Origin of the sequence: Nitrospirillum amazonense (assembly GCF_029594735.1) — a bacterium.
GTDB classification, from domain to species: Bacteria; Pseudomonadota; Alphaproteobacteria; order Azospirillales; family Azospirillaceae; genus Nitrospirillum; species Nitrospirillum amazonense.
Map to the genome: position 1 here is coordinate 1,647,040 of NZ_JARPAF010000004.1, position 22,934 is coordinate 1,669,973.

A 22,934-nucleotide genomic window follows, 5' to 3' on the forward strand; every position below is an offset into this window, starting at 1 on the left:
GCGGGCATCCCGTTTCAAGACATTTGCTTACAAGAACGCCCGCACCCAGCTAATTTTCCGCCCCAATCCTGCCCACGGACCACATGGGCCCGGGATATGCCGGATTAGTTCTGGGGGGTCTGGCTGGTGCCGTTGGCGGCGGGGGCACCAGCCTGACTAGCCGCGGCGCCGGTGGCGGCACGGGCGGGGGCGGTGGCGGGGGCGGCAACGGGGGCGGCGGGGATGGCATCGGGCACGCGGCCCGGCACGGCGGGCGGCGCGCTGGGCACCACCGGCATCTTGCTTTGGCTGGGCGCGGCCTGGCCGCCGGCGGACGATCCGCCGAACAGCGCGTTTGACGAGGTGGCGCGCTGCACGGACTGCTGGTCGGGGGAGGCCTGGTACTTGTTCAGGTCCGTGGCGATGGAGCCCGCCGCCGTCCGGTCCGCCAGCAGGGCGTCCATGTCCTTTTGCCGGGTGGCGGGATCGGGCACGTCCTTGGGTCGTTCCGGCACGGAGGCCAGGTTGGGCCACACATCGGGCGGCGGCCCCACGCGGCGCACGGGCCGCTCACCCAGCAGCAGGGCCTTGCTGCTGGCGTCATTGGCCATGGGCTCCGGATCCTCGGGGCCATCATGGAACAAGGCCTGGGGCACCAGCTGGCCAGCGCATCCCGCTAGGCTCAACCCGGCGCCCGCCAGGACCAACGCCAGCAGGCCGCGACCGACCAGCACCCGCACGCCAGAGGCACCCGCGGCAGCATCCATGGACGCGCCAAGGGCGGGGCGGGAACGGTTTGGGTGACCTTCCTGGGTGCTTGCACCCGTGGGCCGTGCGTCAGCGTCGGTGAAAATCATGGCCGGATCGTGTATGAAATCCCCACGGGCCGCAAGCGCCGTGACCTGCCGTAACCCAGCCTTCTTACGGCGGCGGAACGGCCGGGCAGCGGGCGGGCGCCCCCGCCGGACCCGCGCGGAACACCTCGCGCGGGTGCCGCTTCATCAGAATAGCCCCTTGGTAAGCTCCCCTGGTAATCGAGGCGAAGGAACAAGAAAGCATGGCCGATACCCCGCCCAAGCGTACCCGGTCCCCGCGTGTTTCCAAAACTGCCCCCGAAACCGTCCCCCCCGCCCCGACTCAGCCGAAGGCCGCCGCGAAAGCCGCCGTGAAGACGGCGCCCGCCGCGAAGACCGCAGCGCCCAAGGCCCAGGCACGTGGGACCTCGCCCCAGCCCGCCCCCAAGGCCGCGCCGGTGAAGGCTGCCCCTGCGAAGGCTACGGCGGGGAAATCCGCCACAGCCAAAGCCGCCCCGGCGCCCAAGGCGCCCGCGAAGACCGCCGCCGCGCCAAGGCCGAAAGTGGTGCGCGCCACCCCCATCGCTCCGCCGGTGCCGGGCGCACCGCACCTGAAGGCACATAAGAACCTGACGCGGGAACCGTTGGCGCCCGTGCCCGTTGCCGGTGTGACGGCGGAGAAGGCCAAGGCCGCCCCAGGAGCGGCCCGGGGGGCCGGGAAGCCGGCCAAGGCCGCTGCCGCCCCGGCCGTGGCCGCCAAGGCCCCGCGCCGCAAGGCCGCCCCCTTGCCACCCAGCGTGGTGATGCCGGCCGCCGCCGCGCTGGACGCGCCGAAGCCGCCCCCCTTCATGCCGGCCCCGGCGCCGAAGGCCGAGGTACCCAAGACCGAAGCATCTGCTGCCGAGGCCCCCAAGGCGGCGGCCAAGCCGGTGGCCAAGGATACCGCCAAGGATGGGTCCAATGGCGAGGTCCGTCTGCCCGACCCGGTGGAAATGACGCTGGCCATGAACCGCATCGCGGAGCAGGCGCAGCGGCTGGTGGCCGATTTCGTGGCCCGCCAGGCGCAGACGCCGGCCGACGGCACCGCCGCCGCCGACCCCATGTCCATCGCCGCACCCTTCAGCAGCCTGCCGGCCAACCTGTCCAACCTGGATCCGTTCAACCTGGGCGGCGCCTTCATGGAGATGACGGCCCGGCTGATGGCCGACCCCAACCGCCTGATCGAGGCGCAACTGGGCCTGTGGCAGGACTATCTGGCCCTTTGGCAGCGCACGGCCCAACGCCTGATGGGGGAGGAGGCGGAGCCCGTCATCAGCCCGGCCAAGGAGGACAAGCGCTTCAAGGACAAGTCCTGGGAGGAGAGCGCCGTCTTCGACTTCATCAAGCAGTCCTACCTGCTGACCGCCAAGTACGTGCAGACCGCCGTGCGCGGGGTAGAGGGGCTGGAGGGCAAGACCGCCAAGAAGGTGGATTTCTTCACCCGCCAGTTCGTGGACGCGCTGTCGCCCAGCAACTTCCCCCTGACCAATCCCGAGGTGCTGCGCGTCACGCTGGAGACGGGCGGCGACAACCTTCTGAAGGGCCTGGAGAACCTGCTGAGCGATCTGGAACGCGGACGGGGCCAGCTGGCCATCTCCATGACCGACTACGCGGCGTTCGAGGTGGGGCGCAACATCGCCGTCACCCCGGGCAAGGTGGTCTTCCAGAACGAGCTGATGCAGCTGATCCAGTACGCGCCGCTGACGGAGACGGTGCACAAGACGCCGCTGCTGATCATCCCGCCCTGGATCAACAAATTCTACATCCTGGACCTGAAGCCGGCCAATTCGCTCATCCGCTGGCTGACGGAGCAGGGCCACACCGTCTTCGTCATCTCCTGGGTCAATCCCAATGAGAAGCTGGCCGCCAAGGATTTCGAGGACTACATGGTCGAGGGGCCGCTGGCCGCCCTGGACGCCATCAAGGACGCCACCGGCGAGGAGGGCGTGAACGCCATCGGCTATTGCATCGGCGGCACCCTGCTGTCGGGCACGCTGGCCTATATGGCGGCCAAGAAGGACGCGCGCATCAAGAGCGCCATGTACCTGGTGACCCTGACCGATTTCACCGACGTGGGCGAACTGTCGGTGTTCATCGACGAGGAGCAGCTGGGCGCGCTGGAGTCCCGCATGAAAAGCCGGGGCTACCTGGATGGCCAGTCCATGGCCACCACCTTCAACATGCTGCGCTCGAACGACCTGATCTGGTCCTTCGTGGTCAACAACTACCTGCTGGGCAAGGACCCCTTCCCCTTCGACCTGCTGTATTGGAATTCCGACAGCACCCGCATGCCGCCGGCCATGCACAGCTTCTACCTGCGCAACATGTACCAGAAGAACCTGCTGGTCCGGCCGGGCGGCATCACCCTGAAGGGCGTGCCCATCGACCTGCGCACCATCAAGACGCCCACCTTCATGCTGTCCACCCGCGAGGACCACATCGCGCCGTGGAAAAGCACCTACGCCGCCACCCAGCTTTATGGCGGGCCGGTGAAGTTCGTGCTGGCGGCCTCCGGCCATATCGCCGGCGTGGTCAACCCGCCGGCGGCCAACAAGTACAGCCACTTCCTGAACGACGCGCTGCCGGCCTCGCCCGACGACTGGCTGGCAGGCACCACCCAGGTACCAGGCAGCTGGTGGCCCGTCTACGCCGACTGGCTGAAGCAATACGCCGGCCCGCAGGTGCCGGCCCGCACGCCGGGCGACGGCAAGCTGAAGCCCATCGAGGACGCCCCCGGCAGTTATGTGAAGGTGCGGGTGGTGGAGTAAGCGTGAGCGGGCCGGGGGCGACCAGTCCCCGGCCCGATTGCCTTTATCAAGCCCCCTCGCGCTTGCGCCGGCGGAACTCCGCCACCTTGGCCTTGGTGCCGCAGCCTTTCATGGAGCACCAGCGGCGGTCGCCGGCACGGGAGGTGTCGACGAAGAACAGGGTACAGGCAGGCGATTGGCATTGCCGGATGGGTGCCCCGCTGCCGAACAGGTGCACCGCGTCGCGCGCCACCGTGGCGATGAAGGCCGTCATGGGGCCCGAGAGGCGCACGTTCCCAGACTGGGAGAGGGCAGGTGTCGCCGCCGGCAGGGCGGCCACCTGATTCAGGACATCCAGCGCCGAATCGACGCTGCCGTTGGGTGGGCCGCTGCCGCCATGCCGATGGACGGCCAGATCGTAAATGGCCTCGCGCAGGCGCCGGGCCAGCGCCAAATCCCCCTCGTCCGCCGGCGGTGCCGTGTCGGTCAGGCCAGCCGCCACCATCCAGCGCCGCACGTCCTCCGGCACCGCCAGCAGTTCGCGCGGTGCGGGCTTCAGCCGCGCCTGCAAGGTGGCCGGCAGATCGATGGCGGGGCAGCCGCCCCGGAAGCGGAAGCCGTCACGCTCCTCTGCCATAAGGTCGTTCTGTCTCATGTAACCGTATTGACAGGTTTCAAGATTGGGGGCAACCATCACGTCATTGAAACCCGATGAACCGGTTACACGAGAGGGAGGGAAAGCGATGACGCGTTTCAACAAGGGGCTGTCCGCCCTGGCCATGCTGGCCGTCCTCGGCGCATCCACCGCCGCCCGCGCCACCGACCTGATTTCGCTGGAGGGCACCTGGGTGATGGACGCGGCGTATGAGATCCATGCCGACGGCAGCCGGACGACCAACTATGGCGAGCACCCGCTGGGCCTGCTGACCGTCGACTCGGCCGGCCGCTACAACATGCAGATCTTCCGGGTGGGCCGGCCCGCCTTCGCCAGCGGCGTGAAGACCCAGGGCACGGCGGAGGAGTATCGGCAGGCCGTCCTGGGCTCCAGCACCCACTTCGGCACCGTCCAGATCGACCGGGCGCATCACCAGCTGGTGTTCGACGTGCAGGCGGCGTCATTCCCCAATTGGGAGGGCAAGCGGCAGGTGCGCGACTACACCTACGACGGCGGGCTGCTGAGCTATGGCGTGCCGGCCAGCGCCTCGGGCGACGGCACCGTGGCCTATTCAGTGTGGCGCAAGGCGCCGTGACCCCTGGCCGCATCACGGGACGTCGACCGCGCCCGGCCTTGTGAAGCCACCCCGAGTCGCTTACAAGAGGGGCCCATGTCCATCCTGACCCCCTTCCTCTGCCTGTTCCTGCCCTTCCTGCTGGCGCTTGGCCTGGTGGGGGCGGCCACCTGGTGGCTGAAACGGCGCCAAGTCATGGATCAGCCCAACGAGCGCTCCAGCCACACCCTGCCCACGCCGCGCGGCGGCGGGCTGGGGGTCGTGCCGGCCCTGCTGGGCGCCTGGGCCGTCACCGGCCTGGTGGCGGGGGATATGGACACGCTGTGGCCCACCATTGCCGCCGCGCTGGCCCTGGCTGTCATTTCCTGGGCTGACGATCTGGGCGACGTGCCGCCCGGCTGGCGCCTGCTGGCCCAGGTGCTGGCCGTGGCCGTGGGCCTGTCGGCCCTGCCGTCGGAGGCCCTGGTGTTCCAGGGCTGGCTGCCGCATTGGCTGGACCGCTTCGTGGCCGGCCTGGCCTGGGTGTGGTTCGTCAACCTGTTCAATTTCATGGACGGCATCGACGGCATCAGCGCGGTGGAAACCCTGTGCCTGGGCTTAGGCCTGGCCGCCGCCTACTTCGCCGCCGGACTGATGGGGTTCATGAGTTCCTACGCCCTGGCCCTGGCCGGCGTGGCGCTGGGCTTCATCGCCTGGAACTGGCACCCTGCCCGCGTCTTCCTGGGTGACGTCGGCAGCGTGCCCCTGGGCTTCCTGTCCGGCTGGCTGCTGCTGCGCGCGGCAGGCGACGGCCTGTGGCTGCCGGCCCTGATCCTGCCGCTATACTATCTCAGCGACGCCACCCTGACCCTGGCCAAGCGCCTGTGGCGGCGGGAACCGGTGTGGCGGGCCCACCGCCAGCACTTCTACCAGCAGGCCGTGCGCCGCCTGGGCCGGCACGACCTGGTGGCCCTGGCGATCCTGGCCGCCAATGCCGCCCTGGCCGCCAGCGCGATCCTGTCGTTCACCGACCCCAGCTGGGTGGTGATGGCGCCCATCACCGTCGTGGCCCTGCTGGCCTGGATGGCCCAGGCCAAGACGGCGTCCAAAGGCCAGGCGGACGGCGGCGCCACCTGAGTCCGGCCCTGCGGAACAGGTTCCTTATCCAGCCTTGCGATGAGCGGGAAGCGCACCTTCAAAAATTTAAGTTTGCTTGGGGCGACAAATCGCCTAAATACAGAGTTCGCGACGCACCCGCACGTGCCACTGGCCCCTGGGTTCCGGTCATCGAACATGGCCCGAACCCTTGGATGGTTAAGCAACGACGTTAGGCGTCCTTTTTAAGCAGATCCGGCCGAAGTGACTGGGCCGGGCCTTGAGAGGGAACCAACATCATGCTTTCCACCACAAAACGGGCGGTGAAGCGGTAAGCCCCTTCTGGTCCTGACGCGTCTGTTGACGCTTTGAGGTCTTAAGGTCGACGGATCGACCCGATGGCCCGGCAATCACGGCGCTAGACCAGATCATTCCCCTTCCCACCGATCGCTGACGTTGAACGGCCCCTGGCGCCACCGCCATGCCCGTTTCCCCGCGCGGTCCCTGGTTCAGCCGAATGAAGCCGGCTCCCCGTACGCCTGAGGGCGACGACCGAGCCGGACAGGGGTATTGCTATGGCCTATCGTTTCCGTTCCGCCGTTTCCCCCCTGCGCCGCGTGCGCGCGCAGTCCCGTCCCTCCGCCGTTACGGCGCCCGCCCCCACCGTGGACAGCCTGGTCGCCAGCCTGGCGCCGGCGGAGCCGATGCACTGCCTGCGTCCGCGTCAGGTGGCCGCCAACGCGCGCGAGTTCATCGCCGCCTTCCATGACGCGGTGGAGCAGGCGCTGGGCGACGGCGAGCGCGGCACCGTCATGTACGCGGTGAAGTGCAACCCCGACCCCACCATGCTGCGCGCCCTGACCGAAGGCGGCCTGCGCCATTTCGACTGCGCCTCCCCCGCCGAGATCCGCCTGGCCCGCCAGATGTATCCGTCGGCCGCCGTGCACTACATGCACCCGGTGAAGAACCGCGCCGCCATCCGGTCCGCCTATTTCGAGCAGTCGGTGCGCGACTTCTCGCTCGATTCGGCCGATGAACTGGCCAAGATCGTCGACGTGGTCGCCGAGGGTGTGCCCGGTGCCGATGGCGTGGACGCCCGCCTCGACCCCGTGGCGGCGGACCTGGGCCTGATGATTCGGCTGGGCATGCCCAAGGGCCAGGCCGCCTACGACCTGTCGGCCAAGTTCGGCGCCGCCTTCGACGAGGCGGTGGCCCTGCTGCGCGCCGCCCGGCCGCTGGCCATGCGCGTGGGCGTCTGCTTCCACGTCGGTTCCCAGTGCATGGACCCGCAGGCCTACACCCGCGCGCTGGCCATTGCCGACGCCGTGGTGAAGGCCGCCGGCGTCGCCATCGACGTGGTGGACGTGGGGGGCGGGTTCCCCGCCCGCTACCCCGACATGAACCCGCCCCCGCTGGCCGACTATATGGCCGCCATCCGCGACGGCCTGGTGGCCATGGATCTGGCGCCGAACGTGCAGGTGTGGTGCGAGCCGGGCCGCGCCCTGGTCGCCACCGGCGCCTCGGTCGTCGTCCAGGTGGAACGCCGCCGTGGTTCGGAGCTTTTCATCAATGACGGCGCGTACGGCAGCCTGGCCGACGCCGGCGCCTTGGGCATGCGGTTTCCCGTGCGCCTGATTCGCCCGACGCAGGCCGAGGCGCTGCAGGAGTTCAGCTTCTGGGGTCCCACCTGCGACAGCGCCGACTATATGCGCGGTCCCTTCCTGCTGCCCGCGGACATCCGCGAGGGCGACTGGATCGAGATCGGTCAGCTGGGCGCCTACGGCGCCGCCTTGCGCACGGCCTTCAACGGCTTCGACCAGGCCCGCCTGGTGGAGGTCCGCGACGCCCCGCTGGTGGCGACCGCAGGCCTGGTCTCCGCCCCGGTTCGGCGGAATTCGCGATACGGCATATTGCGTCGCCGCATCGCTTGAGGCAAACACGGCGCTCTTAATTCAACAGAGGGGCCGGCGCCCGTGAAGGAACGCCGGCGAATTCGCGACAGCAACAGACGGTCGGTCAACCGTTGGTAAAGCCCGGAGAGTTTATGATGTCCCATTCCGTGAAACATGCCGCCATCCCCGGGCGACTTTATATCATCGGTTTCGGCAGTATCGGCCAAGGCGTGCTTCCCCTGGTGCTGCGGCACCTGGACATCACCGCCGACCGCATCACCATCATCACGGCCGACGCGCGCGGCCGGGACGAGGCGGCCCACTACCAGGTGGATTTCCAGATCCGCCCCCTGACCCGCGACAACCACCGCGACATCCTGGTGCCGCTGCTGCGCAAGGGCGACTTCGTCCTGAACCTGTCGGTCGACGTCTCCTCCCTGGCGCTGGTGGAACTGTGCCAGGAGGCCGGCGCCTTCTACCTCGACACCTGCATCGAACCCTGGGTGGGCGGCTATACCGACCCCAGCCTGTCGCCGTCGCTGCGCAGCAACTACGCCCTGCGCGAAGCGGCGCTGGAGCTGAAGACCCGCTACCCCGGCGGCCCCACCGCCGTGCTGACCCACGGCGCCAACCCGGGGCTGGTGTCGCACTTCATGAAGCAGGCGCTGCTGAACATCGCCGAGGACAACGGCCTGGACGTGGCCGTGCCCACCACACGCGACGGCTGGGCCCGCCTTGCCCAGCGCCTGGGCATCAAGACCGTGCACGTGGCCGAGCGCGACACCCAGGTGGCCGACCGCCCGCGCGAGCGGGGCGAGTTCGTCAACACCTGGTCTATCGACGGCTTCGTCAGCGAAGGCTGCCAGCCGGCGGAGCTGGGCTGGGGCACGCATGAGCGCCACTTCCCCGCCGACGGCCAGCGCCACGACTTCGGCAGCCAGGCGGCCATCTTCCTGAACCGCCCGGGCATCAGCACCAAGGTGCGCACCTGGACGCCGATGGAAGGCCCCTTCCACGGCTTCCTGGTCACCCATAACGAGGCCATTTCCATCGCCGACTATTTCACGGCGCGGAACGAGGACGGCAGCGTGGCCTATCGCCCGACCTGCCACTACGCCTATCACCCCTGCGACGACGCCATCACCTCGATCCACGAGTTCGTGGGCAAGGGCTATGTGCAGCAGGAGCGGCAGCGCCTGCTGATGACCGAGATCGTCGACGGCATCGATGAGCTTGGCGTGCTGCTGTGCGGCCACGAGAAAGGTGCCTACTGGTACGGCTCGCAGCTGACCGTGGCGGAGGCGCGCGAGCTGGTGCCCTACAACAACGCCACCAGCCTGCAGGTCTGCGCCACCGTCCTGGGCGGCATGGTCTGGGCCCTGGAGAACCCCACCCAGGGCCCCGTCGAGGCCGACGAGGTCTCGTTTGAGCGGGTCATGGAGATCGCCACGCCCTACCTGGGGCCCGTGGTCGGCGTCTACACCGACTGGACCCCCCTGGACGGCCGCGAAGCCCTGTTCCCCGAGGATCTGGACCGCGAGGACGCCTGGCAGTTCAAGAATGTGCGGGTGGTTTGAAGGGGCAAAGCCCCCGCCCTTCTTGGCCTTAAGTTGGCGGCATCAATCCGAATAAGGTCAGAAAGTCACGAACAGTCAGAATTTTAGTGCCCTCGAACCGCCGCAGGCTCAGCAAATCCTGTTTATCGCCGGTAATCAGGAAATCCGCGTCACCTGCCAATGCGGTGGCCAGCAGGTAATTGTCAAAGGGATCGGGTGAGGCGGAGACTGTCGGCAAAGGCTCCACAATCTCCGCAATCTCACGCATGTCATTGATCAACTGACCCGCTATGGCCGGCGGCAGACGCGCCCGTATCTTCGGGTAGCGGGTGACACGCATCAACTCGTCCAACTGGGGCGTCGAGACAAGCAGGCTGAAGCTCCCCTCTCGCCAAAGGGTCACCAAGCGGGCCGGCAGTGAGGCTTTTGCCAGCAGCGCGCTGATCAGGACGTTGGTATCAACGACGACGCGCACCGGTCAGTCAGGCTTTGGGCGTGCGATCTTGCCGCGTCGCGGCGACGGCTTCGTTCAGGAGATCATCCAGATCGTCTGGCGACATGTCATCGAACCCGCCACGTGCCTCCGCCATGGTCTGCTCGAACACCCGCCACTTGACCGCCTCCTCAATGAACTTGGAGAGATCGCCTTTCTTCATGCCACGTTGGGCCAGGAAAGTGCGAACGGCGATATCGGTCTTTTTAGAAACCGAAACGCTCCAGCGCGTTGTTTCAGAAGAGGTGTCGGACATGGCGCAGCCTATAGGCGGATAAGCATATAAGAGTATAAGCGCTTACCCGCAGAATACGAGAGGCTTCGCCTCAGTTTCTTGTGCTCCCTAAAGGCCAGGCACACGGTGAGGTTGGCCCCGCATGCCCCCTCCCCAGCGGGCGCGGGGCTTAAACAATTGCGTGCCGGGCGGCCAGCGATTAAAGACCCGTAACGGGCACTGTCGCCCTTACGACGCCCGGGACCCTTCTGCATTATGACTGACAGCGCCGACGAGGCCATTGCGGCCAAGGCCCTGCTGCCGGCCGGCTTGCGCGATCTTCTGCCGCCCGCCGCCCAGCACGAGGCCCGCATCGTGGAACAGCTGATGGCGGACTTCGGCCGCCATGGGTACGACCGGGTCAAGCCGCCGCTGATCGAGTTCGAGGAGGGCCTGCTGGCCGGGCCCGGCGCCAAGCTGGCGCACCAGACCTTCCGCCTGATGGACCCGGTGTCCCAGCGCATGATGGGCCTGCGCGCCGACATGACGCTGCAGGTGGCCCGCATCGCCCAGACCCGTCTGGCCAACGCCCCCCGCCCCCTGCGCCTGTCCTATGCCGGCCAGGTGCTGCGCGTGAAGGGGTCGCAGCTGCGCCATGAGCGCCAGTTCGGCCAGGTGGGCGTGGAGCTGATCGGCAGCCTGCGCGCCGAGGCTGATGCCGAGATCGTGCTGCTGGCCACGGAAGCCCTGACCAACCTGGGCGCCGAGGGCCTGACCGTGGACCTGACGGTGCCCACCCTGGTGCCGGCGCTGTTCCGCTCCCTGGACCTGGATGAGGCCACCCAGCGCGCCGCGCGCGAGGCCCTGGACCACCGCGACGCCGCCGGCTTGGCCGCCATCGGCGGAGCCGCCGCCGAGCTGCTGGGCCGCGTGATGGCCTGCTGCGGCAACGCCCCCGCCGCCGTGGAAGCGCTGGCCGCCGTCGAACTGCCGGCGGAGGCGGAGCCGGAACGCCAGCGCCTGGCCACCGTGGTGAACCTGATCGTCAGCGCCGCCCCGCACGTCCAGATCACGATCGACCCCGTGGAACAGCGCGGGTTCGAATACCAGACCGGCGTCAGCTTCACCATTTTCGCCCGTGGCGTGCGCGGAGAGATTGGGCGCGGCGGCCGCTATCGCACCCTGGCGGGGGAACCGGCCACCGGCTTCACCCTGTTCACCGACACGGTCATTGAGTCCGTGCCCGGGCCGGCGCCGGCCCGCCGCCTGTTGCTGCCCCATGGCACCCCGGCGGCCCAGGCCCAGCGCCTGCGTGAGAAGGGCTGGGACACGGTGGCGGCGCTGGAGCCGCTGGACGATGAGCCGGCCGAGGCCAAGCGCCTGGGCTGCAGCCACCTGTTGCGGGACGGCTGGACCGTCGAGGTCTGAGCGTCCACCTGTTTGGAAATCCTGCGGGTGCCGCATCGCCGCCCCGCGCCTGCTATTGAGCGCCGTTTTAGAGGGAGAAGCATCATGGCCAATGTCGCGGTCGTCGGCTCGCAGTGGGGTGACGAAGGCAAGGGCAAGATCGTCGACTGGCTGTCCAGCCGCGCCGACGTCATCGTCCGTTTCCAGGGCGGCCACAACGCCGGCCACACGCTGGTCATCAACGGCGTCACCTACAAGCTGTCGCTGCTGCCCTCCGGCGTCGTTCGCCCGGGCAAGCTGTCGGTCATCGGCAACGGCGTGGTGGTCGATCCCTGGGCCCTGCTGCGCGAGATCGAGAACATCGCAGCCCAAGGCGTGCAGATCACCCCGGAAAGCCTGATCGTGGCCGAGAACGCCACCCTGATTCTGCCGCTGCACAGCGCGGTGGACAAGGCCCGCGAGGAGGCGCGCGGCGCCGGCAAGATCGGCACCACCGGCCGCGGCATCGGCCCGGCCTATGAGGACAAGGTGGCCCGCCGCGCCATCCGCCTGTGCGACCTGGCCGACGAGGCCGTGCTGGAGCACAAGGTCGACCAGCTGCTGTTCCACCACAACGCCCTGCTGCGCGGCCTGAACGCGCCCGAGATCGACCGGGCCGAGCTGCTGGCCCAGCTGCGCGAGATCGCCCCGCGCATCCTGCCCTACAGCGCCGTCGTCTGGCAGCGCCTGGAGGAGGCCCGCGCCCAGGGCAAGCGCATCCTGTTCGAGGGCGCCCAGGGCGCCATGCTGGACGTGGACCACGGCACCTATCCCTTCGTGACCTCATCCAACACCGTGTCGGGCAACGCCGCCGCCGGCAGCGGCATGGGCCCCGGCGCCGTCGGCCACGTGCTGGGCATCACCAAGGCCTACACCACCCGCGTCGGTTCCGGCCCCTTCCCCACCGAGCTGTTCGACGACATCGGTGAGCTGATCGGCGCCAAGGGCAAGGAATTTGGCGTGGTCACCGGCCGCAAGCGCCGCTGCGGCTGGTTCGATGCCGTGCTGGTGCGCCAGGCGGTGAAGGTCGGCGGCATCGACGGCATCGCCCTGACCAAGCTGGACGTGCTGGACGGCATCGAGGAACTGAAGGTCTGCACCGGCTATCGCTACAAGGGTGAGGTCATCCACCACCTGCCCGCCGGCCAGTCGGCCCAGGCCGAGGTGGAGCCCATCTACGAGACCTTCCAGGGCTGGACCGAAAGCACCTACGGCGCCCGGTCCTGGGCCGAGCTGCCGGCCACGGCCATCAAGTACATCCGCCGCATCGAGGAGCTGATCGAGGCCCCGGTGACCCTGCTGTCCACCAGCCCCGAGCGCGACGACACCATCCTGATGCGGGATCCGTTCCAGGGGTGAGGATAAGCCCGGCGGCGTGGCGGTCACGCCGCCGGTAGCCCGCGACGGCGGGCGCCGGAGCTTTCCGGGGAGCGTAGCGGACTGGAAAGCGAGGATAGCCAAGCGGCCGGATGGCCGCGCCGGCGCTTGAGGAACAAGGAAAAAATGGGTACGGGCGCGACAACCATCATCCCGCCGCAGGGTCCGCTGAAGGGCCGGGTGGCGCCGCCGGGGTCCAAGTCCATCACCAACCGCGCCCTGCTGCTGGCCGGCCTGGCGGTTGGCACCAGCCGGCTGACGGGCGCCCTGAAAAGCGACGACACCCGCTACATGGCCCAGGCCCTGCGCGACATGGGCGTGGGTGTTGATGAGCCCGATGACACCACCTTCGTCGTCCATGGCACCGGCGCGTTGAAGGCCCCAGCCCAGCCGCTGTTCCTGGGCAACGCCGGCACCGCCACCCGTTTCCTGACGGCCGCCGTGGCGGCGGCGGTGGACGGCACCGTGGTGGTGGACGGCGACGCGCACATGCGCAAGCGCCCCATCGCCCCGCTGGTGGCAGCCCTCAAGACCCTGGGCGTGGATATTGACGCCCCCACGGGCTGCCCGCCCGTAACTGTGCGCGGCCATGCTGGCGGATTCGCTGGCGGCCGGGTGGAGATCGATGGCGGGCTGTCCAGCCAATATGTTTCTGCCCTGCTCATGATGGGTGCCTTGGGGTCCCAGCCCACCGACGTGGTGCTGACCGGTGCCGACATCGGCGCCAAGGGCTATGTCGATCTCACCACCGCCGCCATGGCCGCCTTCGGCGCCCGGGTCACCCACCCCAGCGACACCGTCTGGACCGTCGCCGCCACCGGCTACCAGGCCGCCGACTTCGCGGTGGAGCCGGACGCCTCCGCCGCGACCTATCTGTGGGCGGCCGAGGCCCTGACCAGTGGCGCCATCGACCTGGGCACCCCGGCCGACGCCTTCACCCAGCCGGACGCTCGCGCCTACGATTTCATTCGCCTGTTTCCGCACCTGCCGGCCGTCATCGACGGGTCGCAGATGCAGGACGCCATCCCCACCCTGGCCGTGCTGGCGGCCTTCAACACCACGCCCGTGCGCTTCACCGGCATCGCCAACCTGCGGGTGAAGGAATGCGACCGCGTGGCGGCATTGGCGACGGAACTGTCGCGCATCCGCCCTGGCCTGGCGGTCGAGGAGGGCGACGACTTGGCTGTGGCCAGCGACCCCGGCCTGGCGGGCCAGAGCCTGCCCACCCGCGTCGAGACCTACGCCGACCACCGCATCGCCATGAGCTTCGCCCTGGCGGGCCTGAAGATCCGCGACATCACCATCCTGGACCCCGGCTGCGTCGCCAAGACCTATCCGGGTTACTGGAAGGCGTTGGCCAGCCTGGGCGTGGAGCTTCGGGACGAGGCCTGAGTCAGACCAGCAAGGGCAGCGCCTCGGCGAAGGATTGCACCCAGGCACGCTGCCCTTCCGTGTCCGGGACGGGCACGCCCCGCGCCTGGGCGATGCGGGCGAACGCCGCCGATGCATCCAGGCCGGTACTGGCCATCACGCAAGCCGCCAGCAGTGACGACCGGCCGATACCCGCCCGACAATGCACGGCGACCGATAGGCCTGCCGCCACGTCCCGGGAAAGGCGCCGCGCCAGGGAGGCCACCTGGCGCCGCGAATCCGGCACCCCCCGGTCTGGAATGGGAAGGCTGGTGAAAGCCATCCCCAGCCCCCGGCACAGAGCTTCCTCGCTCATAAGGCCCAGTTCGCTGACCTCCGCCGGTTCCAGCAGGCTGATCACTTCGTTGACCCCGGCGGCGTGCCATGCAGCGACCTCATCCTCCAGCCAGTCGCCCGCCCGGGGCCTGGCCATAATGGCCAGCCGGCCTATCCAAGGCGGGTCACCGGAGGCGATCCAATAGAGCGCTGGTTGCATTCGATCCCCTCTCGTCAGACGATGCGCGGTCATAACGGCCCTAATCGGCCTGCTCTTGATATAAATTTGGTGAGCGCCGCCGGATTGGGCGGAAAGTCCATAATGGACTGGCTGGGCCTTCCACCTGCCAATGGGCGGTCCATCAGCATACTCTCGATAATGGCCTGCGCCGGATTGATACTCCACGGCGCCGCCATTTGGCTCCCGAAGTTCTTTCGCCTGGAATAGGCGTCGACCAACCTGGGCGTGGCCCTCGGGGACGAAGCCTGACCCATCGCATAGCCCCTCTTCTTCCGGTTGCAATGACACCGTGGTCATCAGAGACTGCGGCCTTCGCGCGACCGCCGGCCAAACGGTGGCGCGCGGTCTCCGGACCGGGCCATCTCCTATGCACGATGCCGCGTTGTCATCCGGCGCCATGGCGCGCGTGAGGAAAGGACGGGCCTTCATCGTCCTGCTCATGCCCGTTGTCGGCATCCTTCTGGTCCTGAACCTGGCGGAGTTCTGGGGGCTGGCCCCTCGGATGGCGGACCGTGGCGTTCTGGCTTGGCTGGGCCTGCCGCCGGCATCGTGGGAAAGCATCCGCCTTCTGCTGCTGATCGCCTTTTTCGGGGGCGTGCTGCACCGCTATTTCCGCTTCATCGAAAAGTCGTTCGCCGTTTCCTCCGGTGGCGGAGACGTATAATCAGTCCTGGGGCGCGTATTGCCACCCTGGGGAGGGATGCCTTGAAGAAGCGCAGCAGTCCGGTCATGGAAGACATGGGTGACGAGGCCGGCGGGGACCGGCAGTTCGTCACGGCGCTGTCGCGCGGCCTGGACATCCTGCGCTGTTTCGAGCCCACCGACGGCCCCCTGGGCAATGCCGACCTGGCGCAGCGCTGCGGCCTGCCCAAGGCCACGGTGTCGCGCCTGACCTACACCCTGGCCAAGCTGGGCTATCTGGATTACCTGCCCGACAGCGGCAAATACCGCATGGGTGTGGCCGTGCTGGGCCTGGGCTATGCCTGCCTGGGCGGGCTGAAGATTCGGGAAACGGCGCAGCCCTACCTGCAGGCCTTGGCCGACCACGCCGGCGACGGCGTGCTGACCGCCCTGGCCGGCCGCGACGACCTCAGCATGGTCTACATCGCCTGCGCCCGGGCGCCCGGCATGGTCAGCCTGCAGCAGGATGTCGGGTCGCGCCTGTCCTTGGGCCGATCCAGCATCGGCCGCGCCTATCTGGCGGCCCTGGACCAGCCCACCCGGGCCCAGCTGATGGAACGCCTGCGCCAACGGGCGGGCGAGGAGTTCTGGCCCATGGTGGAGCGGGGCATCCTGCGCTCCGCCGACGAAATCCGGGCACGCGGCTTTTGCCTGAACGTCGGCGAATGGGTGCAGGGCGTGAATTCCGTCGCCGTGCCCCTGCGTCCCACCCAACCGGGCCAGCCGCCCCTGGCGTTCAACTGCGGCGGCCCATCCTACATTCTGACGCCCGAGCGGCTGGAAAAGGAACTGGGTCCCCGCCTGGTAGAACTGGCCAACCGCGTGGCCCTGGTCGGCCGGGCGGTTTGAGTCCCCTCCTGCCCTGGCCAGTCCCATTGACGCCCTGCGCCTGTCGAATATACATTGTAGAAGAAATTGAAAGCCGGGCGGGGCGTGATGGGCAGGAACACATTAGGCACACTGGAACAGGCGGTGATGATGGTCATCCTGGCGCTGGGCGACGGCGCCTACGGCGTGGCCATCCGTGATGAGCTGAGCCGCCGCACCCGGCGGGAGCATACGCTGGGCGCCGTCTATACCACCCTGGACCGCCTATCGGCCAAGGAGTTGCTGGAATCCTACCTGGGTGAGCCGACGCCGACGCGCGGCGGCCGGGCCAAGCGCTATTTCAAGCTGACCGGCGAGGGGCGTCAGGCGCTGGATCACGCCGTCAACACCCGCCACGAGTTGGAATTCGGACTGGATCTGGCGGGCAAGGGGGTCTGAACCATGACGACGCCGTCCGAAAACAGCATCGCCGTCGTCACCCCAACCGTCCTGCCCCTGTTCCCCCGCCTTTGCCTGATGCTGGTGGCCACCCCCGAGGAGGTGGAGGATCGCATGGGCGACCTGGAGGAATCCTACGTCAACGCCTTGGCGGCCCTGGGGCCGGATGCCGCCCTGAACCGTTATCGCCGCGACATCGCCTCAAGCATCCTGGCCATCGCCAGCCGGCGGCTGGAAAACTTGGTGCTGCTGCGCTTCCTGGACCGGGGCCGGCTGCTGCAATCGCTTGCCACGATCGCCGTGGCCTTCACCGTCTGCTGCGCCATGATGTCGGTGCTGGTGCCCGTCCCCTGGTGGATACGCGCCGGCATGCCCAGCTATCCCGGCCAGTTCCGGGGCTTCAACCAGCCCGATTATCCCGTCTGCCAGGCCTGGACCGACTATCAGGGCCGAAGCCGCCTGGCGCGTGACCTGCACGGCCCCGGCGTCCACGTGACCGAGGTCACCACCCGGGGCGCGGTGCGCCAGGGCGCGGAACAGGATCTGGCCGTCCTGTTGCCCCAGGCGGCCAAGGTGACCGCCATCTACTGCGGCATCACCCGACCGGGTGCGGTGAAAACCACTGTCGAAGAGTGTTCCCGCGGCGGCTGCGGTACCGGTGTCTCGGCTTTCGTCGAGGATAGCGCCTACGTGAAAGGCCGTGTCCTGACCTTGGCCATGTCCACCCGCTCCGCCGGCCCCGAAGACAGCGTCACCGGCCATTTCTGGATAGCCTGGCGCGACGATGGCACCAGCGTCCCCTGAATTCCCGCCCTCCCCCCGTCGCCCTCCTGAAGGGTCGCGCTAATTTCTTCTACATTGTGCAATAAATTAAGGAAGCAGCAGCCATGCACGCGAATTTGTCGCTTGAGGCCCAGATGCCGTTCCCCGTCGCACTCATGAGCCGGCTGCTGGTATCCCTGATTTCGGCCGCACTGTCCGTCAGCTTGGTCTATGGCCTGATGACGGCCTCGATACCGGACCCCTGGTGGCGGCAGGCGGGGTTACCCACCAACCCCGGTTATTTCCGGGGCGCCAACGTCGTGGACTATCCCTTCTGCCAGGCCTGGAACGATTACCAGGGCGGGAACCGCATGGCGCGGGACCTGGGCGCCCCCGGGGTGCGGGTGACGGAGGCGCAGACACGGGCCACCATCCGCCCGGGAGGGGAAGAGAACCTGTTCGTGGAGCTGCCCGGGACAGCCCAGGTCGTCGCCGTTTATTGCGGCATCTCACAGGATGGGGCGCCCATGGGCGAATGCGCCCGCTATGTCTGCGGCGACGGGGTCGCCACCTTCATCGCCGACAGCATGTACACGGGCAGCGAGTACAGCGGCACGCTGGAGAGCGGCACCCGAATCCTGACCTTGACCCTCATGAACAAGCGGGCTGAAACGCGGCGGCGGAGCACGGTCCGCTTCTGGGTGGCCTGGCAGGACGACACTCCACCACCCGAGGCCACGGCCCCGCAAACGGTCCCTCCGGCCGTCCCCCCAAAAGCCACGGCGAAGCCCTTTTCCAATCCGACCTGATCCGACCGACAGGGACCGGCGCCCTGGGCAGATTGAGAGGGCCAAGGCGTCATAATCCCGCGCGGCGCACCATAAATTCCGTTATGCAGAATTATATTCCGCAGACATTGCAATGCGTCGGCGCTTTGATACTGTCCTGCCGGATGGCGCCGACCCAACCAGGCGCCTTGAGGGAGGGAGAGCACCATGGACGCCAGCGGCATCGCCACCGACTGCACCCCCGTACGCTATCAGCGCCAGGGCCGCACCGGCATCATCACCGTCAACCAGCCGCCCGTGAACGCGCTGGGCCAGGCTGTGCGGGCCGGGCTGCTGCGTGCCCTGGGACTGGGTCAGGCGGACGGGGAGGCGGACCTGCTGGTGCTGCTGGCGGCCGGCCGCACCTTCATGGCCGGCGCCGACATCCGCGAATTCGGCCAGACGCCGCTGGTGCCCATCCTGCCGGACGTGGTGGCGGCGCTGGAGGCCAGTCCCAAGCCCGTCATCGCCGTGCTGCACGGCACGGCCTTGGGCGGCGGGCTGGAGGTGGCGCTGGGCTGCCATTTCCGGGTGGCGCTTCCAGGAACCAGGCTGGGCCTGCCGGAGGTGAAGCTGGGCCTGCTGCCGGGCGCCGGCGGCACCCAGCGCCTGCCCCGCCTGGTGGGCCCGGCCAAGGCGCTGGAGATGATCGTCAGCGGCGAGCCCGTCACGGCGGCCATGGCGCTGGACATCGGCCTGGTCGATTGGGTGGCGGCAGAGCCTGACCCCCTGGCCGCCGGCCTGGCCTTCGCCAAACGCGTGCGGGCCAAGGGCCTGATGCCCCGCCGCACCGGAGCCCGGGGGGATCGTATCGCCGACATCAGCCCGTCGCTGTTCGGCGCCGCCCGCGCCGATCTGGCCCGGAAATCTCCGCACCTGTTCGCCCCGCACCGCTGCGTCGATGCGGTGGAGGCGGCCTGCACCCTGCCCCTGGCCGAGGGGCTGAAGCGGGAGCGGGATCTGTTCCTGGCTTGCATGGACAGCCCCCAGCGCGCGGGCCTGATCCATTCCTTCTTCGCCGAGCGGGCGGTGGCCAAGGTGCCGGGGCTGGCGCCCGACGTGACGCCCCGCCCCGTGCACCGTGTGGGCGTCATCGGCGCCGGCACCATGGGCGGCGGCATCGCCATGTGCTTCGCCAACGCGCATATCCCCGTCGTGCTGCTGGACACGACCCAGGAGGCGCTGGACCGGGGTTTGGCCACGATCCGCCGCAACTACCAGGCCAGCGTGGCCAGGGGCAAGCTGAGCCAGGAGGAAGCAGACGCCCGCCTTGGCCTGATCCGTCCCCGTCTGGACTACGGCGACCTGGCGGACGCCGACCTGGTGATCGAGGCGGTGTTCGAGTCCATGGACCTGAAGAAACAGATCTTCATCCGGCTGGACCAGGTGTGCCGGCCGGGCGCCATCCTGGCCACCAACACCAGCACCCTGGACGTGGACGCCATCGCCGCCGTGACCAGCCGGCCGCAGGACGTGGCAGGCCTGCACTTCTTCAGCCCGGCCAACGTCATGCGCCTGCTGGAGGTGGTACGGGGCCGGGAGACGGCGCCCGACGTGCTGGCGACGGCCATGGACGTGGCGCGGCGCATCGGCAAGGTGGGCGTGGCCGTGGGCGTCTGCTATGGCTTCGTCGGCAACCGCATGCTGCACCAGCGGGCGCGCGAGGCCACGGCCTTGGTGGACGAGGGGGCGGCGCCGGAACAGGTGGACCGCGTGCTGACGGGTTTCGGCTTCCCCATGGGCCCCTTCGCCATGGGCGACCTGGCCGGGCTGGACGTGGGCTGGCGCATCCGGGAGGAGCGGCGCAAGGCCGGCGACCCCGACACCCCGCCCCCCGGCTGGCTGGACCGCCTGGCGGAGCAAGGCCGCCATGGCCAGAAGACCGGCGCCGGCATCTACCGCTATGAAGCCGGCGGCCGCACACCCCTGCCCGACCCGGTCACGGCCGAGCTGATCGCCCGGGACCGCGCCGCCAAAGGCATCACCCCGCGGGGTGTCCCCGACCAGGAAATCCTGGAGCGTTGCCTGTACGTCATGGTGAACGAGGCCGCGAAGATCCTGGAGGAAGGGGTAGCCGCCCGCGCCCTGGATATCGACATGATCTGGGTCCACGGCTACGGCTTCCCCGCCTGGCGCGGCGGCCCCCTGTTCTGGGCCGACCAGGTGGGCTTGGGCCTCATCCTGGACGCCATCACCCGGTTCCATCGGGCGACGGGCGCCAAGCAGTGGCGACCCGCGCCGTTGCTGGAGCGCCTGGTACGCGACGGCCACGGCTTCGCCAGCCTGAACTAAGGGGCGACCGTATGGCCTTGGATCAAGAGACGCTGAACCAGCTGCTGGACACCGTGGCCCGCTTCGTGCGCGACCGGCTGGTGCCGCTGGAACACCAGGTGGCGGAAGATGACGCCATTCCACCGCACATCGTGGATGAAATGCGGAATCTGGGCCTGTTCGGCCTGTCCATACCCGAGGAGTATGGCGGCCTGGGCCTGACCATGGCGGAAGAGGTGCAGGTAGCCTTCGAACTGGGCCAGACCTCGCCAGCCTTCCGCTCCCTCATCGGCACCAACAACGGCATCGGCTCGCAAGGGCTGGTCATCGACGGGACGGAGGCGCAGAAGCGGCACTACCTGCCCAAGCTGGCCACCGGCGAGATCATCAGCGCCTTCGCCCTGACGGAGCCGGAGGCGGGATCGGATGCCGGCAGCTTGCGCACCAGCGCCCGGCGCGACGGCGACCACTATGTACTGAACGGCACCAAGCGCTTCATCACCAACGCGCCGCATGCCGGCCTGTTCACCGTGTTCGCCCGCACCGACCCCGCCAGCCGCGACGCCAAGGGCGTCACCGCCTTCCTAGTGGAGGCGGGCACGCCCGGCGTCAGCGTCGGCCCGGCGGACCGCAAGATGGGGCAGAAGGGCAGCCACACCGCCGACGTGGTGTTCCAGGACGCGCGGGTGCCGGCGGCCAACATCATCGGCGGGCGCGAGGGCCAGGGCTTCCGCACCGCCATGAAGGTGCTGGACCGGGGGCGCCTGCACATCGGCGCCGTCTGCGTGGGCGTGGCGGAACGCCTGATTCGCGACAGCCTGGCCTACGCCCTGGACCGCCAGCAGTTCGGCCAGCCCATCGCCGAGTTCCAGCTGGTGCAGGCCATGCTGGCCGACAGCCGGACGGAAGCCTACGCCGCCCGCTGCATGGTGCTGGAGACCGCCCGCCAGCGCGACGCCGGCCGCGATGTGGGCACGGAGGCCGCCTGCACCAAGCTGTTCTGTTCGGAGATGGTGGGGCGCGTGGCCGACCGCGCCGTGCAGATCCACGGCGGCGCCGGTTATATGGCCGAATACGGGGTGGAACGCTTCTACCGCGACGTCCGCCTGTTCCGCATCTATGAGGGCACCAGCCAGATCCAGCAGCTGGTCATTGCCCGCAACATGATCCGGGACGCCAAGGGCGGCCGCTGAGGCTCAGTCGTCGAACAGCCAGACTTGGCCGGCGCGGGCCAGGCCGGCGACCGCATCGGCCACGGTGGGACCTTCCATGTCCGGCAGGTCCCGCTTCAGCGCGCCCAGACGGGCACCGTCCGTGGCCAGCAGCTGCGTCAGCACCCGCCGCTGATCCGGCGGCAACCTGGATGGAACCGGCCCCGGGCCGCGCGCGGCGGGATGGATTTCCGTGGTGCCCGACAAGGTGCGGTCCAGGCCCAGGTTCATGGGCTGGAACGCCTCGCGCTCCCCATCCAGCTGGGTGAACAGGGCGTCCAGGTCCGGCTGCTCCAGCGCACCGTGCAGCAGATCGGCCTGAACCGCCATTTGCCGGCGCGTCGCCGCCTCATCGGCCAGGGCCATGACCTCTTCCCGGAAGGCGTCTTCGCCCCCCTCCAGCCGGCCGGCCAGGGCGCGCAGCATGTCGCGGGCGCGCAGGCCCCCCAGGTTGATGGTCAGGTGGACGGAGTGTCCACCCTCCGCCACCGCGGCCCAGTGGATGTCGCCGCGCGGGATGTACAGCACGTCGCCGGGGCGCAAGGTGTCCTCCCACTCTACCGGCCCCGCCTCCGCCACGGTGGGATAGCTGCGGCTGACCAGGGGATGGACGGCGCGGACGCCATGGCAGTGCCAGCGCTTCTCCCCCGATATCTGCAGGATGATGACGTCGTGGTTGTCCCAGTGGGGACCCAAAGCCCCCTCGCGCTGGAAGCTGACATAGGCGTTGGCGCCGCCGCGCACGCGATAGCGCCGCTCCACCGCCGCGACCAGGGCGGCGATGCGGGGGGAGACATGGTGCAGGTGGTTCAGGGCCAGGCTGAGACCCTGGCCGATCTGGTCGTGCAGGGCGGCGGTTTTCAGGAACATCTGGCCCGCCTTGTTGCGGCCTACCACCGTCTCATAGGGCAGATCCTGGCCGGAGCGGACCAGGCGCAGGCGGCCGTTGTGCAGGCCGGCCAGCGTCACCTGGGCGTTGATCAGCGACCAGGGCAGCAGCCGGGCGAAAACATCCGCCTGGCCGGTGCACAGGTGCAGGCGCCGCTTTTCAAGGAAGGCCCGGTCCAGATCTGCCGGGTCATGAGGACGGACCAGCGCCGACACGCCACCAAGCATAAGCCCACCCCAAAACCATGAACCCGCGCCAGG

22 protein-coding genes are annotated in these 22,934 nt (G+C 68.8%); 15 read left to right on the forward strand and 7 right to left on the reverse strand.

The annotated features are described in order from the left end of the window. Nucleotides 1–104: 104 nt before the first annotated feature. Both P5F91_RS27940 and P5F91_RS27945 read right to left on the reverse strand, forming a co-directional pair. A complete protein-coding gene (locus P5F91_RS27940; RefSeq protein ID WP_186454551.1) occupies nt 105–746 on the reverse strand; it encodes a hypothetical protein in 642 nt (213 codons plus the stop codon). Nucleotides 747–1,116: 370 nt separating this feature from the next. Next, the gene (locus P5F91_RS27945) at nt 1,117–1,350 is read right to left on the reverse strand and encodes a hypothetical protein (protein WP_145609000.1); all 234 of its coding nucleotides are present in this window, start codon (nt 1,348–1,350) and stop codon (nt 1,117–1,119) included. A gap of 352 nt (nt 1,351–1,702) precedes the next feature. Here P5F91_RS27945 and P5F91_RS27950 point away from each other — a divergent pair, with 352 nt between their 5' ends. After that, nucleotides 1,703–3,580: a PHA/PHB synthase family protein gene (locus tag P5F91_RS27950; protein WP_145609108.1), complete on the forward strand. Its 1,878-nt coding sequence runs from the start codon at nt 1,703–1,705 to the stop codon at nt 3,578–3,580. A gap of 46 nt (nt 3,581–3,626) precedes the next feature. Here P5F91_RS27950 and P5F91_RS27955 read toward each other — a convergent pair whose 3' ends face one another. After that, nucleotides 3,627–4,196, reverse strand: coding sequence for a CGNR zinc finger domain-containing protein (locus tag P5F91_RS27955; protein ID WP_145608999.1), 570 nt, complete (start codon nt 4,194–4,196; stop codon nt 3,627–3,629). A gap of 106 nt (nt 4,197–4,302) precedes the next feature. On the opposite strand from P5F91_RS27955, the gene P5F91_RS27960 reads away from it, so the two are divergent. The 4 genes from P5F91_RS27960 (at nt 4,303) to P5F91_RS27975 (ending at nt 9,331) form a co-directional block, all read left to right on the forward strand. Further along, the gene (locus tag P5F91_RS27960; RefSeq protein ID WP_145608998.1) at nt 4,303–4,809 is read left to right on the forward strand and encodes a lipocalin-like domain-containing protein; all 507 of its coding nucleotides are present in this window, start codon (nt 4,303–4,305) and stop codon (nt 4,807–4,809) included. Nucleotides 4,810–4,884: 75 nt separating this feature from the next. Continuing rightward, nucleotides 4,885–5,904, forward strand: coding sequence for an MraY family glycosyltransferase (locus P5F91_RS27965; RefSeq protein ID WP_277908875.1), 1,020 nt, complete (start codon nt 4,885–4,887; stop codon nt 5,902–5,904). Between the two features lie 533 nt (nt 5,905–6,437). Continuing rightward, the gene (locus P5F91_RS27970; protein WP_277908877.1) at nt 6,438–7,793 is read left to right on the forward strand and encodes a type III PLP-dependent enzyme; all 1,356 of its coding nucleotides are present in this window, start codon (nt 6,438–6,440) and stop codon (nt 7,791–7,793) included. 116 nt (nt 7,794–7,909) lie between these two features. After that, entirely contained in the window at nt 7,910–9,331 is a 1,422-nt protein-coding gene (locus tag P5F91_RS27975) for a homospermidine synthase (RefSeq protein WP_145609107.1), read from the forward strand. 28 nt (nt 9,332–9,359) lie between these two features. Here the strand turns inward: P5F91_RS27975 and P5F91_RS27980 are convergent, their stop codons facing one another. Both P5F91_RS27980 and P5F91_RS27985 read right to left on the reverse strand, forming a co-directional pair. Then, a complete protein-coding gene (locus P5F91_RS27980; protein WP_145608995.1) occupies nt 9,360–9,785 on the reverse strand; it encodes a putative toxin-antitoxin system toxin component, PIN family in 426 nt (141 codons plus the stop codon). A 7-nt stretch (nt 9,786–9,792) separates the two neighbouring features. Further along, nucleotides 9,793–10,059, reverse strand: coding sequence for a ribbon-helix-helix domain-containing protein (locus tag P5F91_RS27985; RefSeq protein WP_088872782.1), 267 nt, complete (start codon nt 10,057–10,059; stop codon nt 9,793–9,795). Nucleotides 10,060–10,293: 234 nt separating this feature from the next. On the opposite strand from P5F91_RS27985, the gene P5F91_RS27990 reads away from it, so the two are divergent. The 3 genes from P5F91_RS27990 to P5F91_RS28000 all read left to right on the forward strand — a co-directional run bounded on the left by P5F91_RS27990 (nt 10,294) and on the right by P5F91_RS28000 (nt 14,232). Next, nucleotides 10,294–11,445 carry an ATP phosphoribosyltransferase regulatory subunit gene (locus P5F91_RS27990; protein WP_145608994.1) on the forward strand — a complete coding sequence of 384 codons (1,152 nt, stop codon included), beginning with the start codon at nt 10,294–10,296 and terminating at the stop codon, nt 11,443–11,445. An 84-nt stretch (nt 11,446–11,529) separates the two neighbouring features. Further along, nucleotides 11,530–12,822 carry an adenylosuccinate synthase gene (locus P5F91_RS27995; protein WP_145608993.1) on the forward strand — a complete coding sequence of 431 codons (1,293 nt, stop codon included), beginning with the start codon at nt 11,530–11,532 and terminating at the stop codon, nt 12,820–12,822. Between the two features lie 144 nt (nt 12,823–12,966). Further along, nucleotides 12,967–14,232 (forward strand): 3-phosphoshikimate 1-carboxyvinyltransferase, encoded by a 1,266-nt coding sequence (locus P5F91_RS28000; protein ID WP_145608992.1) that lies wholly within the window; start codon nt 12,967–12,969, stop codon nt 14,230–14,232. Between the two features lies 1 nt (nt 14,233). Here the strand turns inward: P5F91_RS28000 and P5F91_RS29950 are convergent, their stop codons facing one another. Continuing rightward, complete coding sequence (locus P5F91_RS29950) at nt 14,234–15,223, reverse strand: protein-tyrosine phosphatase family protein (protein ID WP_422394501.1); 990 nt, start codon at nt 15,221–15,223, stop codon at nt 14,234–14,236. Here P5F91_RS29950 and P5F91_RS28010 point away from each other — a divergent pair. The 7 genes from P5F91_RS28010 (at nt 15,135) to P5F91_RS28040 (ending at nt 21,767) form a co-directional block, all read left to right on the forward strand. After that, complete coding sequence (locus tag P5F91_RS28010; RefSeq protein WP_145608990.1) at nt 15,135–15,431, forward strand: hypothetical protein; 297 nt, start codon at nt 15,135–15,137, stop codon at nt 15,429–15,431. The genes P5F91_RS29950 and P5F91_RS28010 overlap by 89 nt on opposite strands. 41 nt (nt 15,432–15,472) lie before the next feature. Then, the gene (locus P5F91_RS28015) at nt 15,473–16,297 is read left to right on the forward strand and encodes an IclR family transcriptional regulator (protein ID WP_246134219.1); all 825 of its coding nucleotides are present in this window, start codon (nt 15,473–15,475) and stop codon (nt 16,295–16,297) included. A gap of 87 nt (nt 16,298–16,384) precedes the next feature. Further along, entirely contained in the window at nt 16,385–16,714 is a 330-nt protein-coding gene (locus tag P5F91_RS28020; RefSeq protein ID WP_145608989.1) for a PadR family transcriptional regulator, read from the forward strand. A gap of 3 nt (nt 16,715–16,717) precedes the next feature. Next, the gene (locus P5F91_RS28025) at nt 16,718–17,518 is read left to right on the forward strand and encodes a hypothetical protein (RefSeq protein ID WP_277908880.1); all 801 of its coding nucleotides are present in this window, start codon (nt 16,718–16,720) and stop codon (nt 17,516–17,518) included. A gap of 83 nt (nt 17,519–17,601) precedes the next feature. Next, the gene (locus tag P5F91_RS28030; protein WP_145608987.1) at nt 17,602–18,285 is read left to right on the forward strand and encodes a hypothetical protein; all 684 of its coding nucleotides are present in this window, start codon (nt 17,602–17,604) and stop codon (nt 18,283–18,285) included. A gap of 186 nt (nt 18,286–18,471) precedes the next feature. Then, nucleotides 18,472–20,595: a 3-hydroxyacyl-CoA dehydrogenase NAD-binding domain-containing protein gene (locus P5F91_RS28035; protein ID WP_277908881.1), complete on the forward strand. Its 2,124-nt coding sequence runs from the start codon at nt 18,472–18,474 to the stop codon at nt 20,593–20,595. Nucleotides 20,596–20,606: 11 nt separating this feature from the next. Then, nucleotides 20,607–21,767 carry an acyl-CoA dehydrogenase family protein gene (locus P5F91_RS28040; protein WP_277908882.1) on the forward strand — a complete coding sequence of 387 codons (1,161 nt, stop codon included), beginning with the start codon at nt 20,607–20,609 and terminating at the stop codon, nt 21,765–21,767. Nucleotides 21,768–21,770: 3 nt separating this feature from the next. On the opposite strand, the gene P5F91_RS28045 is transcribed toward P5F91_RS28040, so the two are convergent. Further along, nucleotides 21,771–22,901, reverse strand: a complete 1,131-nt coding sequence (locus tag P5F91_RS28045) for a JmjC domain-containing protein (protein ID WP_277908883.1) — start codon at nt 22,899–22,901, stop codon at nt 21,771–21,773. Nucleotides 22,902–22,934: the final 33 nt, after the last annotated feature.